The sequence below is a fragment of the Roseateles amylovorans genome (assembly GCF_025398155.2).
In the GTDB taxonomy this organism is placed as follows: domain Bacteria; phylum Pseudomonadota; class Gammaproteobacteria; order Burkholderiales; family Burkholderiaceae_C; genus Roseateles; species Roseateles amylovorans.
The window spans coordinates 389633-403656 of the sequence record NZ_CP104562.2; the positions used below are offsets into that span (position 1 = coordinate 389633).

Annotated in this window: 10 protein-coding genes; all 10 read right to left on the minus strand. The window is 68.5% G+C overall.

Features of this window, described 5'->3' with window-relative positions; translation table 11 throughout:
- Positions 1 to 5: 5 nt before the first annotated feature.
- Positions 6 to 1016, minus strand: coding sequence for an ABC transporter permease subunit (locus tag N4261_RS01715; RefSeq protein ID WP_261758514.1), 1011 nt, complete (start codon positions 1014 to 1016; stop codon positions 6 to 8).
- 106 nt (positions 1017 to 1122) lie between these two features.
- Positions 1123 to 1965, minus strand: coding sequence for an N-acetylmuramoyl-L-alanine amidase (locus N4261_RS01720; protein ID WP_261758515.1), 843 nt, complete (start codon positions 1963 to 1965; stop codon positions 1123 to 1125).
- Positions 1962 to 3035, minus strand: coding sequence for an N-acetylglucosamine kinase (locus tag N4261_RS01725; RefSeq protein WP_261758516.1), 1074 nt, complete (start codon positions 3033 to 3035; stop codon positions 1962 to 1964). The genes N4261_RS01720 and N4261_RS01725 overlap by 4 nt, the downstream gene beginning before the upstream one ends.
- A 189-nt stretch (positions 3036 to 3224) precedes the next feature.
- The gene (locus tag N4261_RS01730; protein ID WP_261758517.1) at positions 3225 to 5669 is read right to left on the minus strand and encodes a TonB-dependent receptor; all 2445 of its coding nucleotides are present in this window, start codon (positions 5667 to 5669) and stop codon (positions 3225 to 3227) included.
- Positions 5670 to 6313: 644 nt separating this feature from the next.
- Positions 6314 to 7855, minus strand: a complete 1542-nt coding sequence (locus N4261_RS01735) for a glycoside hydrolase family 10-like protein (protein ID WP_261758518.1) — start codon at positions 7853 to 7855, stop codon at positions 6314 to 6316.
- Between the two features lie 97 nt (positions 7856 to 7952).
- The gene (locus N4261_RS01740) at positions 7953 to 9131 is read right to left on the minus strand and encodes an acyltransferase family protein (RefSeq protein WP_261758519.1); all 1179 of its coding nucleotides are present in this window, start codon (positions 9129 to 9131) and stop codon (positions 7953 to 7955) included.
- Complete coding sequence (locus tag N4261_RS01745; protein WP_261758520.1) at positions 9128 to 10507, minus strand: MFS transporter; 1380 nt, start codon at positions 10505 to 10507, stop codon at positions 9128 to 9130. Before N4261_RS01745 ends, N4261_RS01740 begins: the two co-directional genes overlap by 4 nt.
- Positions 10508 to 10584: 77 nt before the next feature.
- Complete coding sequence (locus N4261_RS01750; protein ID WP_261758521.1) at positions 10585 to 11478, minus strand: N-acetylmuramic acid 6-phosphate etherase; 894 nt, start codon at positions 11476 to 11478, stop codon at positions 10585 to 10587.
- A 134-nt stretch (positions 11479 to 11612) separates the two neighbouring features.
- Positions 11613 to 13145, minus strand: coding sequence for a hypothetical protein (locus N4261_RS01755; protein ID WP_261758522.1), 1533 nt, complete (start codon positions 13143 to 13145; stop codon positions 11613 to 11615).
- Positions 13142 to 13987 carry a phosphodiester glycosidase family protein gene (locus N4261_RS01760; protein WP_261758523.1) on the minus strand — a complete coding sequence of 282 codons (846 nt, stop codon included), beginning with the start codon at positions 13985 to 13987 and terminating at the stop codon, positions 13142 to 13144. Before N4261_RS01760 ends, N4261_RS01755 begins: the two co-directional genes overlap by 4 nt.
- Between the last annotated feature and the right edge of the window lie 37 nt (positions 13988 to 14024).

Sequence of the window (14024 nt, forward strand, 5' to 3'; positions counted from 1 at the left end):
CATGCTCAGGCGTGTCGGCGGATGCGCGGGTTGACCACGCCGTAGAGCAGGTCCACCACCAGGTTGACCGCAATGAAGGTGCAGGCCGAGATCAGGATGCCGGCCTGCACCACCGGATAGTCGCGCCGCGCGATCGCATCGATCAGCCATTTGCCGATGCCGGGCCAGGAGAAGATGGTCTCGGTCAGCACCGCGCCAGCCAGCAGGCTGCCGACCTTCAGCCCGATCACGGTGATGACCGGAATCAGCGCATTGCGCAGGCCGTGCACCACGACCACCCGCGCTGGCGACAGTCCGCGCGCGCGGGCGCTGCGCATGTAGTCCTCGCGCAGCACTTCGAGCAGGCTGGAGCGGGTCATGCGCGCAATCACCGCGCTGGTGCTGGTGCCCAGCACCAGCGCGGGCAGCAGCAGATGGCGCAGGGCGGACACCCACGCGCCGGGCTCGTCATGCAGGGCGGCGTCGATCAGCATGAAGCCGGTGACCCGCTGGATGTCGTATTCCACCGCGACCCGGCCGGACACCGGCGTCCAGCCCAGTCCCACCGAGAAGGTCATGATCAGGATCAACCCCCACCAGAACACCGGCATCGAATAGCCGACGGTGGCCACCCCCATCACCCCCTGGTCCAGCAGCGAGCCGCGACGCAGTGCCGCGCCGGTCCCCAGCGCCAGGCCGATGACGGTGGCCATGAGCAATGCGGCCAGCGCCAGCTCTGCGGTGGCCGGGAACAGCGCGGCGAACTCATGCGCCACTGGCTCATGCGAGACCAGCGATTGGCCCAGATCGCCGTGCAGCAGGCCACCGACATAGTCCAGGTATTGCCGCCACAGTGGCTGATCCAGGCCCAGCTCATGCATCAGCCGGGCATGGGTGGCGTCGTCCAGCGCGCGCTCGCCCATCATGATGGCGATCGGATCGCCCGGCACCAGCCGGATCAGACCGAAGGCGACCAGCGTCACGCCCAGCAGCGTGGGCAGCAGGGTCGCGAGTCGTCGAAGCAGGAAGTTCAGCAAGGCAGACAGCCCGGGAACGAAGACCCACGCCGATCGATCGCGCCAGCGCGGGGCGACGCCCGTCGGCGCGGAACGCGACGTGTGATCGGCGGATGGGTGGGCCGCATCAGTACGGCGAGCGCTGGGCCGACGCGGCGGGTGCCGGCGTGGCGGTGATCATGCCGCCGGGCGTGGTGATCACGTCCAGCAAGGCGGCGGTCTGCGCATCCGGTTCGCCGAGGATGTCCGACGGCCGGTACTTCATCTGGAAGGTGCTGAGCACCTCGCGGGTGGCCACATCCAGCAGCCCGGTCTGCGGGGTCTGGTAGCCGATCCGGGCGAGCCGTTCCTGGAACCAGAGCAGGTCCGGCGGCGGAGCGATCTGGTAGATCGCCTGCTTGATCTCGACCTGGGCGGGATCGGGCCAGGGGATCAGGCCGGCGTCGGCCAGTTGCTTCCAGGGGAAGGCCGGACCCGGATCCTGCTTGCGGCCCGGGGCGATGTCGTTGTGGCCGAGGATGCGGTCGGGGCGGATGTTGTGCCGGGCGACGATCTCCTTGGTCAGGGCGATGACCTCGTCGATCTGCTTCTGCGGGAAGGGCGCATAGACGCGGCCGGCCGGGGTGTCGGTGAAGCCGGCGTTGACGATCTCGATGCCGATGGAGGCGGCGTTCAGATTCGTCGCGCCCGCCCAGTAGCTGACGCCGGCATGCCAGGAGCGGCGGTTCTCATCCACCAACTGGTAGGTCTGCGGCGGGTTGTCGCGCACCAGGTAGTGGGCCGAGACCTTGCCGCCGGTGGTCAGCACCTTGAGCGATCGGTCGAAGTCGATCACGGTGTAGTGGAGGATCAGGTACTGCACGCGACTGTCCTGGTTCTCCGAGACATGGGTGCGGTCGATCTGTCGCAGCGGGGTGCCGCAGGCGGCCAGCAGCAGGGCGGAGGCGAGGGCGAGCAGGGGGGTCTTCATGGGCGGGCGTCTGACGGGGCGTCGGTCGAGGGGCTGTCCACACCGGCCGAACCGGCCGCCCGGATGGCGGCGGCCCAGGCGGTGTCGGGTTGCTGGACGGTGAGGGGCAGGTCTTGCGGCAGGGCGGCGCGGAGTCCGGATTCGATGGCCGGATGCAATTGCAGCACACGTCCGGCGGCGATGACGGGTTTCATGCCCAGCCGGGCCACCAGTGCCAGTGGCAATCGGGCGAGTTCTCGGCCGGCGCGGTGGAGCAGCGCCAGCGCGTCGGCATCGTGTTCATGCGCTGCGCGGGCCACGGCCAGGGCCAGTTGGCCGATGCTGCCGCGTCGCGCCGCCGCATCACCGCCATACAGAAAAGCGCGGCTGATGGCCCAGTCCGATCCGCCCAGTTCGTGAAAGAGATGGCGGGCGAGCCGGGAGTGGGACCAAGCGCCGGGGGCCTCGTCCTCTCGCCGCCAGATCAGCGCCAGCGCCTCGCGGGCGATCCATTGGCCACCGCCTTCGTCGCCGATCATGGGGCCGCGGCCGCCGGCGCGGTGCAGGGTGCCGTCCGCGTCGATGAATGCGGCGATGGCACCGGTGCCGGCATAGACCAGATAGCCTTCGCCGGGCTTGAACAGCGCGTGCCAGGCGGCAGCGATGTCGCTGTCGCAGCGGATCTGTGTGGGGGCGAGTCCCAGATGCTGCGCCAGCAGGGCACGCAATTGCCGACCGGCGGGGCCATCCGGTTCACCCAGGCCGGTGATGCCGGCGTGCAGAGCCCGAAGCCGCCCGGGCCCTGCGGCGTCGACCACCGCAGTGGCGAGCGACTGCAGCGTCTGGGCCAGCGCGACCCGGCCGGCGCTGGTGTCCAGCAGCAGGGCGCTGAAGCCGGGCACGTGGCCGCGCGCCAGGGGCTGTCCCTGCACATCCGCCAGCACCCAGCGGGTCTGGGTGCCGCCGGCATCCAGGCCCAACCCGAGCGTGGCCGCGCCGCTGCTGCCGAATGCGGCAGGCGCGCCGGTGCCTGAGGCGCGGGCGGCGGCAGCGTCGGGCGGCGGGGAATCGGCGTGGGTCGTCGGGCGCATGGCGGTCGAGGGACGGTGGGCGCGCGCCAGCTTACGGGGCGTCTGGCCGGCCTGCCATTGTCAATGCGCGGGCAGGGTATGAGCCGGGCTCATGGATGGCGCCGTCGACCGACGAAAAAAAACCGCGCCGGAGACCGGCGCGGTTCGTGGCTGCCAGGGCGACCGAGGTCACCCATGGACGCTGTCGTTTTAGAAGTCGGCGCTCAGGCTGACCGAGGCGAAACGCGGGGCGCCGAGGTAGTAGAAGATCGTGTTGGAACGCGAACCGTTGAACGCAGCCGCATTGGTGTTGGAACCCGTCGGGTTACGGTAGCGGGCGTTGCCGATGTTGCTGACGTTGAAGCGCAGCACCACGTTGTCTGCGTAGCTCACCTTGCCGAAGTTGTAGCCTGCGTCGAAGTCTGCGACCCAGTAGGCCGGCACTTGTTCGTCATTGATCAGCGTGGCGTACTGGGTGCCGGTGCGCTTGACTTTCAGGCGGCCGTAGAAGGTGCCGTACTCATACTGAACCGACATGCCGATCATCGTCTTCGGGGTCAGCACATAGTCCTTGCCCGACGTCGGCAGCGTGACGCCGGTGGTGGTGCCGGTCGCGGCCCTGCCCACGGTCAGGTCGTCCTTGGATTTGCTCTTCTGGGCGGTGAACGAGCCGTAGGCCGAGAAGCCCTTGAACACACCGGTGCCCAGTTCCAGCTCCAGGCCGCGGTTGTTCACCCGGCCGGCGTTGATGTTGGACGACACGTTGTTAACGGGATCAAAGGCCGTCGCTTGACGATTCTTGTAGTCCGAGTTGAACAGCGTGGCCGACAACGAGATGGCTCGAGACTGATAGCGGTAGCCGAGGTCCGTCATGATGGCGGTTTCGGGCGTGAGCTCGTTGAGCAGCTTGACCTGGCCATTGGCATCGAGACCGACGTTCGTGGTGCTGGTCGAGTTCGCGTAAGCGTAGTTGGGCGGCGCGCGGAAGTTCTTAGCCACATTCAGGAAGACCTGCTGCGAGGCGTCCAGCATGAAGCGCAGGCCGAGTTGCGGCAGCAGTTCGTTGTAGTCCTTCTTGATGCGGTAATCGTAGGAGAAGGACTCGTTCGCGAAGTTCGTGACGTCGCGGGTGACATGCGGCGTACGCAGGCCGACAGTCAGCAGGCCGCGGTCATCGGCGAAGGTCCAGTTGTCAGTGATATACGCCTGATAGGCGGTGCTTACCGAGTACCAGTCACGGCCTTGATACAACGTGCCATCCGGGCGGGTGATGTTGCCGCTGTCCAGCCAGACCGATGCCAGGTTGCCCGCGTTGTCGACGGTCACTGCGGGTTGGGTCTGACGGTGACGAGCGCGCTCGTACCAGACGCCAGCGCGCACGCTGTGGTCGCCGAACTGGGCGGTGATTTCAGTGGTGATGCCCGGGCGGTAGGTCTTGGTGACGCTGGCGCGTCCAACGATGATGGTGTCGAGCGTGTCTCCGTCACCGTTCAGGTCCACCCTGAGGTTGTTGGTGTGTGCGGCCTTGTTCATGAAGGCCGATTCGGACAGCGTGGTCTGCTGCACACCACCATTGCCGAAGCCGTACCAGAGGTAGGGCTGGATCTTCAGCTGGACCTTGTCGGCCAGCTTGAAGGAACCCGAGACCGAGACGATCGCGTTCTCGAAGGGGTTGTTGGCCAGCTTGTAGTAGGCCGGCGAGGGGGCCCAGCCAGTGCCTTCGTTCTGGGCCGTGCCGTTCACGCCGGGACGGTGGCCAGGGAAGGTGGTCGAGTAGTCGTAGTTGTAGCCGAACTGGTTGAGCTGCGCGACGCTCAGGCTGTTGATGTTGTTGTTGATGGCGCGGTTGTAGAGCACGGAGCCCAGGATCACGTTGTCCTGATCGAGGTCCAGGCGGAAGGCGGCGTCCACGTGGTCCTTCTTGGCCTCGCCTTTGCCCTTCCACTTGTCGGCCTGGCTGTGCGAATAGCTCAGGAACACCTTGGCCTTGTTGTCGAAGAAGCGGCCGGTGTCGTAGCGGATGAAGCTGCGTGTGAGGCTCAATTCGCCCAGCGTCTGACTGACGCGGACGCGGCGCTTGTCTTCGGGGTCGCAGGAGTTGACGGTGATGTTGCCGCCGGTGGCGCCGGCATGGGGCGACTCCGAATCCGGGCTGCCCTGGGTCAGCGACTGGGTGCAGAGGTTTTCCTGGTCCGCATATTCCTGCGGGTACACAGCGAAGTTGCCAGAGTCGTTGACCGGCACGCCGTTGACGGTGAAGCCCATCTGGTCGGCACCGAAGCCGCGCACCGTCAAACCGCCGCCGAACAAGCCGGTGCCGTCGTAGTTGAAGGTGTTCACACCTGGCAGGAGTGCGATGGCCTGGAACGGGTTGCCGGTGGATCGATCCTTCTCGGTGGCTTCACGGGTGACCGTGCTGCGCGCCTTGGCCGCATCTTCGTTCAGCATCTGGCCCACGCCCAGCTTGGCGCCGCTGCCCACGATGGTGATCGTGCCCAGACGAACCGCATCTTCCTTCGCACGGGGCGCGCCCTCGTCGGCCGACGTGTCCGCCTTCTTGGCTTCCTGCGCCATCGCAGGCATGGCCACGACCATGGCGGCAGCGGCTGCCAACGCCGTTTTGCCGAATCCCGACCAACTCTTCTTCTGACTCATTTTCTTGCGCTCCTGTGCGACGAACCGAATTGAAAAGAAACCCACCGAATCCGCGGCTGCAATGGAAGGCATCCCACCCCTCCGCTGGCACGAGACGGTCGCCACGCTCCGGGTTTTCCCACCCCGCAAACGTTTTGCGCCGCCTTTTGCGGCCCGCGAACACGGACCGCCGGCCTTATCGAATCAGCCACCTCTTACCGACGAAGAGGCCGTCTGTGCGGCCTCTTTTCTGATCTCAAGCAAAAAGCCTACCAGTCAGCACAAACACCAGCAATGCGGGCAGAACCGCCGCGCCGGGACATGTGTCCGTCCAGATCGACCCGTGATCACCCAGCTTCACGGTCGTCCGCGAGTCGCCGGGTCAGTCACGTGCCGGAGTCTCAATGCGGGATGTTGTAGGTTTGTGACAAGGAATGACAGGGGCGAAGCCTGCATTCGAGTGGGTCGAAGGCTGCGCGCTGGCCGGCTTTTCAGAGGGCACGCCAGAGGGCACGAATGGCCGTGCTCACAGCCCTCGGTTCGGGTTTCCACGGAGGTTGAGAACCGCCCCTAGATAAAGGGGGACGTTGCGCGGAATCGACAGTTTGTGACGGCTTCGTGCCGCTCGCGCATTCAGATTTCATTCATCTTTCAGCGCGGCTGCATCACATCACAAACACCGCGCGCGGCCCTTCCTGCTGCAGCGTGTTGAGGGCGGACACCACCAGCCGGTCGCCGGGCTGAACCGGGGTCCACAGGCCGTGGGGCGGCACCGCCTCAAATCGCCAGGCCGCCTCGCCGCGGTGCACGGTGCGCTGCCACAGGGCATAGCCGCGCGGCGCTGCGCCATCCTGGGTCGTGAGCTTGATGCTGCCATCCGTCGCCCGCAGCAGATGCACCGCACCGCAGGACGGCGCGCTCAGCCAGGGCGTCTCCGGCGGCAGCGCAGGCTGCGCATAGACGCCTTCACGCAAGCGGTCGGCCAGTCCGCGACGGTTCTGCTGCAGCGCCACCATGCTGAAGTGCAGATGGCCGCCGGTCCCCGGGGCCACCCGGGTCAGCTCGATCTGCGCCGGGATCTCGTCCGCGGGCCAGCCATCGGACTCATTGCCCGCCTTGCTGGTGAACAACCCGGGCCAGAGGTGGCGCTGCTGCGGATTGAGCCCCTGCCACGCCCGCATCAGCGGCTCGAACGCCTGCGGCGCCTGGGCGCGCGGCCAGTACAGCTGCGGCGCCAGGTAGTCCAGCCAGCCCATGGCCATCCAGCGCTCGACGTTCGCATACAGCTTGTCGAACTGCGAGAAGCCGGCGATGCCCGCCGGGCGCAGGTCCGGCCGCGGCAGGCCGAAGGGACTGATGCCCAGTCGAGCCGTCGGTCGGACCTCCCGCACCAGCGCATACAGCCGCTCGACCAGCCGATCGACGTTGTCCCGCCGCCAGTTGGCGCGATCCAGCGTGCCGCCCTGCGCCAGGTAACGCTGCCAGCTGGGATCGTCGGGGAAGTCCAGCTCCTGCGAGCGAAGCGCCGGATCCGGCACCGGATAGGGATAGAAGTAATCGTCGATGTGCAGCCCGTCGATCGCATACCGGCTCAGCAGGTCGCGGCAGATCGCCAGGGTGTGCTGCGCCGCCTCCGGCTCGCCAGGATCGATCCAGAGCTGGTCGCCATAGCGCTTGACCCAGTCCGGGCGGGTGCGGCTGAGGTGGTTGGCCGCAGCGGCCGACTTGGCGCCGCTCTGTCGCGCCCGGTACGGATTGATCCAGGCATGCAGCTCCAGTCCGCGCGCGTGCGCTTCCGTCAGCCAGACCGCCAGCGGGTCGTAGCCGGGCGCCTGGCCCTGTACCCCGGTGAGGTATTCGCTCCAGGGTTCCAGCGTGGACCGGTACAGCGCATCCGCACTGGTGCGCACCTGCAGAACGATCGCATTGAGTCGCAGCGCCTGGGCGCTGTCCAGCAAGGCACGGATCTCGGCGATCTGCTGCGCATCGCTCAAGCCCTTGCGGCTGGGCCAGTCGATGTTGGCGACGGTGGCCACCCAGGCCGCGCGGAACTCGCGCGGCGGGGGCGGCGGAAGGTCCAGCGCGCCGTTGCTTCCCGGCACCAAGACCGCAGGCGACGGGGCCACCTCGCGCCAGGAGGAACAGCCCGGCAGACCCAGGCCCAGCGGTGCGGCCAGTGCCGCGGTCATCAGCAGTCGTCGTTGCATCGAACGGAGGGTTCTCGCGCGCCGCTGTGGGCGCAGGGGGTGGGTCTCAATGCCTGGCCAAGCCGCTCAAGGCACGCCGAGTCTGACAGATCTCACCTCACAATTTGACGAACCAGCCTCGCCGAAACATCAGCCAGGCGATCAGGTACATCACCGCCACAAAGCCGACCGCAAACAGCAGCGAGGCCAACCGCGGATCGACCGGCAGCGCGGCCAGCGGCGCAAACAGCCAGGCCTTGAGCGTGCGGCCGTCGGCCATCTTCACCAGACCCAGCAGCCGCGCCAGCACGCCGGACAGCGTGAACAGGAACAGCGCATTCATGCCGAAGACCACCAACGGCTGCGCCCGACGCGCCATCGCCGCCCGCAGGCGCGGCAGCGGCGAGGCATCCAGCAGCCAGTAGAAGACGCCAAACACCAGGCTGCCCCAGCCGGTGCTCATCAGCACGAAGGCCGGTGTCCACAGGCTCTTGTTGATCGGCAGGGACCAGGCGTCCAGCACCTGCGCCGCCCACAGGCAGGCCAGTCCGACGACCATGAAGCCCATCGCCTTTTCCGCCGGATCGCGCCCCCGCAGCGCCAGCCATCGCCCCGCCAGCAGACCGGCGATCTGCCCGGCCAGCGCGGGCAGGGTCCCCAGCAGGCCTTCGGGATCCCAGGTCTTGCTGTGGGCCCACAGATGGCCGCCGAGCAGTTGCCGGTCCAGCCAGGCGCCCACATCCTCACCCGGCGCCAGCGACCCGCGATGCCACACTCCCGCCGCATCGGGCACCGGCACGAGCGTCTGCAGCGCGGTGTAGAGCCCCATCAGCGCCACCGCCCAGACCAGTTGGGCCCGCCATCCACACCACAACGCGATCGGCGCCGCCAGGACGGTGAGCAAGCCCAGACGCTGCAGCACCCCGGGGATGCGGACGGTCTCGAACTGGAAGAAGGGGAAAAGATTCAGCAGCAGGCCGACGCCGATGATCAGCACCCCGCGGCGCCACAGATGCCGCAGCATGGCGGGCCGATCGGCCGCCTGCGCGCGTCGCGCCAGGCTGAAGCTCATCGAGATGCCGCTGCTGAAGACGAAGAACGGAAAGATCCAGTCGGTGAAGGTCCAGCCATGCCAGGCGGCATGGGCCAGGGGCGCGAAGAGTGCCGACCAGTCGCCCGGGTTGTTGACCAGCAGCATCGCCGCGATGGTGAAGCCCCGGAATGCATCCAGCGACACCAGCCGCCCGGCGGCCGCCGCGCCTGCGTCACGTCCGGAAGGCGGCACCCGCGTCGTCATGCCGCCGGCGCCTTGCGACCAAAGCCCTCCGGCACCCGGATCAGCGCGGTCATGACCAGCGACGGCACCGTGGCGATCAGCACCCAGCCGAAGAAGTGCAGATAGCCCAGCTGATCCTGGAGCCAGCCGCTCCACATGCCCGGCAGCATCATGCCCAGCGCCATGAAACCGGTGCACAGGGCGTAATGGGCGGTCTTGTGGGGACCGTCGGCGACCAGGATCATCACCATCAGATAGGCGGTGAAGCCCAGGCCGTAGCCGAACTGCTCGATCGCCAGCGCGCCGCAGATCACCGCCAGGCTTCCCGGATGGGCCCAGGCCATGGCCAGGAACACCACATTGGGCAGGTGCATGGCCAGCACCAGCGGCCACAGCGCCTGCTTCAAGCCGACGCGGGAAATGATCCAGCCGCCCAGCAGACCGCCCAAGGTCAGCGCGGTCAGGCCCACGGTGCCGTAGGCCAGCCCGACCTCCTTGTTGGTCAATCCCAGGCCGCCGGCGCTCACCGGGTCGAGCAGGAACGGCGTGGCCAGCTTGAGCAGTTGCGCTTCGGGGAAGCGGTACAGCAGCAGGAAGCCGATGATCACGGCGATCTCGGGCTTGCGGAAGAAGTCCGCAAAGATGGTGAAGAAGGTCTTCCAGTGGCGCTCACCGGGCGCCGCCGGTCGGTCGATGGCGGGCGTGGGCAGTCGCCACGCGTGGTAGGCCGCCAGCAGCAGAAAGATCCCCGCCAGCACCGCCATCACCCCTTGCCAGGCGGTGACCCAGCTGTCCCCGCGCTCGCGCAGCTCGCCGGCCAGCCACACCAGGCCGCCCTGGCCGCCGATGTTGGCCAGTCGGTAGAAGGTCGAGCGCACGCCCACGAACGCGGCCTGCTGATGCTGCTCCAGGGCCAGCAGATAGAAGCCGTCCGCGGCGATGTCGTGCGAGGCGGAGGCGAAGGCCATCAGCCAGAACACCGCCAGCGAGAGCTGGAAGAAGCGGTCCATTGGCAACGTCAGGGCCACCATCGCCAGCGACGCCCCCACCACGAACTGCAGCACCACGATCCACAGCCGCTTGGTGCCCATCAACTCCACCAGCGGCGACCACAGCGGCTTGATGACCCAGGGCAGATACAGCCAACTGGTGTAGAGCGCGATGTCGGTGTTGGAGACCTCGAGGTTCTTGTACAGGATGACCGAGAGCGTCATCACCACCACATAGGGCAGGCCCTGGGCGAAGTACAGCGGCGGCACCCAGCCCCAGGCACTGCGGGACCCGGCCTCGGCCCTGTCGCGCGTTGCTGCGGCGGAGCCGGCGTCCTGGCTGGCGGACGCCGGGTGAGGCGAGGGCGGGGACTTGGACGACGAGGAGGGCGAAGGCGCGGCTTGCATGGGCCCCAAGTGTCGTTGGAAACGGGGCACTGGAAACAGGTCACCGGCAACGGGAAACGGACTGGACCTGCCGGCCGTCAGTGAGCCGCCAGCGCGCGTCGCACGCTGCCCTGGTGTTGGGTAAGCAACTGCGTGGCGTCGGCCGCCGGAAGTTGCTTGAGCAGCATCACGATGGCCGTCTTCACACTGAAATCGCATTGCGACAAGGCCGCCACGGCGCGCGCCTCATCCACACCTGCGGCGCGACGGGTCAGCGCCACGGCGCGCCGAACCAGCTTGGCATTGGTGGCCTTCATGTCCACCATCAGGTTGCCGTAGACCTTGTTCAGCCGCACCATCAGCGCGCTGGAGAAGCTGTTCAGCGCGATCTTCTGGGCGGTGCCGGCCTTCAGCCGGGTGCTGCCGGAGATGATCTCGGCGCCGGTGTCGAGCAGGATGGGATGGTCGCAGGCGGTCAGGACGGCAGCGCCCGGATTGTTGGCCAGTCCGAGTGTGAGACTGCCCGCCGCATGCGCCGCCGCCAAGGCACCGAGGACATAGGGCGTGTGGCCCGAGGCCGCGAGCGCGAGCAGCACATCGTTCGGTCCCGGGTGCTGCGCCGTGAGGTCGAGGCCGCCCTGGGTCTCGTCATCTTCCGCGCCTTCCACGGCCACGAACATCGCGCCGTCGCCACCGGCCATCACCGCCACCGCGCGTTCGCGGGGCCAGGAGAAGGTCGGTCCCAGCTCCACGCTGTCCAGCACACCGAGCCGGCCCGAGGTGCCCGCACCGGCATACAGCAGCCGCCCGCCGGCAGCGATCCGCGGCAATGCCGCATCCACTGCGGCCGCCAGCGCCGGCGCGGCCGCGCGGACCGCGTCGATTGCCGCCAACTGGTCCTCCACCAGCGCCTGCATCAGCCGCGCACTGTCGTACAGGTCCAGGTCCGGATGCTGCAGGCTGGGGGTTTCGGTGTTGAGGATGTTGAGCATGGCGCGCCGCGATGCGGCGCCCGCGCGCCGACCATCGGTGTGCGGCCTACTCTAGTGGCAGGGGGTGGGGCTTGCCAATGAATGCCCGCGCCGTCGCCATAACCGCGGGTGATGCCGTCGCAATCATCGGCACCCTACAGGCGGGCTTCGGCGTCCAGCACGGCGTGGATCACTTCGGCCAGACTGACCGGCGCCGTGGCCGGATCCAGTTCCAGCAGCACGAAGTAGCCGCGGTCCTGGCCCTGCGCGGTGAAGGCCCGCAGCAGCGCGAGCTGGTCGCTGTGGACCATCGTGCCATCGCGGTCCCAGTACTCCATCGCCACCACGCAGCCGGCGGACGGGGTGCCCGGGAAATAGGCGCTGCCCAGGTAGTAGCGAGGATCGATGGTGCTGCCGTGCAGCAGCATCTCGTCGCGTCCCGCCTGGCCGGCCAGCCAGGCCTCCTGCATCGGCGCATAGCTGCGCCATGACGCCGGCAGCAGGGCGCGGTAGCGGTCCGGCGTCCAGGCGGGTTCGTTGGCACCGGGGGCGCGTTGCTCGAATTCCGCCACGGTCGCTTCCACCGGCACCTTGGTGTGCAGATAGGGCGTCGGTCCGATCCAGATGTTGCTGGCCGCGCGCCCGGCGCCCTGCACGGTGAACAGGCCCTGCGGCGTGTTGCCCAGGGTGATCGTGCCCGGCAGTCCGCTGCGCGAGAGCGCCAACTGAGGGATGTTGAACAGCCCGCCATCGGCCCGCCGCACGAAACGGCCATCCGCCTGACGCACCAGGGCCAGGCCCATCTGCTGACGACCGGGGCGCTGGAAGCTGAACACCACCGGATAGCCCGGGCGCACCGCCAGCAGGTCGGCCAGCGGCGGTCGCTGCGCCATCGGCACGCCCTGCGCCGTGGCCAAGGCCTGGGACAGCGCACGCAACCGCGGCTCGGCCGGATCGCGCGCGCTCAACTGGGATTGGATCAGCGCCAGGTCGGCGGGCTGGCGGGTCTGCATCAGCGTGTAGGCGGCGATGGCGAACTCACGCGGTGTCGACAAACGCGGCAGCAACGGCCGCAGCAGCGGCGCGGCGTCCTGGGGATAGAGGGTGTAAGCGGCGCTCAACAGCGGACGCTGAACGTCCGCCGGCTGGCTGTCCAGCGTGGGCAAGGCCGCCAGCAAGGCCGGGCGGGCAACATCGATTTCGATGTTGTAGTGCGCGGCAATCGTCAGGCCTTGCGCCAACTCGCGCAGCACTGCGCTGTCGCGCGGCGAGACCAGCGCCGCGGCCACCGCGCCGCGCAGGCGCAAGCGCTCGCTCTCCAGCCGTTCCTGGGCCTGGGCAGCGCTGCCCACCGTCGATCGGAACTGCGCGGGGCGCAACGCCTGCAGCGCCGCAGGACTGAACTCGCCCGCCGCCGCCGGCGGCGGCGTGCTCGGGCGTGGGGTCGGGACTTGCGCGCAGGCGGCCAGCAGCACGGGCACCAGCCAGGTCGCCCATCGCGCGGGGTGAGGCCGTCGAGCTAGGCCGGCAGGCGATTGGGCGACGGACCCGGCGACGGACCCGGCGAAGGTCCCGGAGAACGACCCGGAGAACGACCCGGAGCAGGGCGTGCCCAGGGTCGTGTGCCGCAGCGAGATGCCGCCGGTGCAGAGCAGGGCCGACGAGGCGGCGGTCGAGGCAGGGGTCATGGCGCGATGTCTTTCAACCGTCGGATGATCAGCGCATTGGCCAGCCGGCGCAGCGCGGGTTCGTTGAAGGGGCGGCCCATCGTCGCATGGCCTTCGATCAACAGGCTGCTGCTGCCGCCGCCGTCCAGGTTGAAGGCCTGATGCACGCCGCGGGCGGCCATCAAGGCCGCGAGTTCGGCCAGGCGCAGCCCGGCCACCTCGCCGCGGCGGCCCTCGGCCAGCACCAGCGTCAGATAGCGTCCGTCGGCATCCAGCCCGAGCGCGGTGCGCGGATGGGTGGCGGCGCAGAACGAGCAACCGAGGTCGTCCTCGGCCCGCCGGGGCTGTCCGTCGCGGATCAGCCAGGGTGTACCGGCCACCGCCGTCCAGGTCCCTGCGGGCGGCGCGTCCCGGGCCTGTAGGGCGATGACGCAGCGGGGTTGCGGGTCGCACGCCATCATCGGACTGGTGGCAGCCGACAGCACCGGCGCCCAGGCTTGACCGGCCGACACCGTCCAGCCGCGCGGCGTGAACGACCGGTCGAAGAAGGAAGCGTTGACCACCGCCAAGGCCTCGGTTGCGCCGTCGAAGCCATCCAGCGGTCGACCGCGTTCATCCGGCGCGGTGAGGCTCAGGGTCAATCGGGAATCGTGCAGATCCAGCCGCAGCCAATGCAAGACCTGACCCGCACGTCGGTCATCGCGCTCATACAGCAGACCCGGCTCATCGGCAACGCGGCGCCAGTGCGGCGTGTCGTCGCCCGCGGCGATGGCGGACAGGCCGTCGGGCGAGGAGATGGGGCGATCCGGCGCCCGCTCGGCCAGGCGATGCGCGCAGCCGGCCAACAGCAGCGTCGCCAGCAACGCGGCTGCGCCGCGCCTGAGCGTCTCGCCGGCTCGG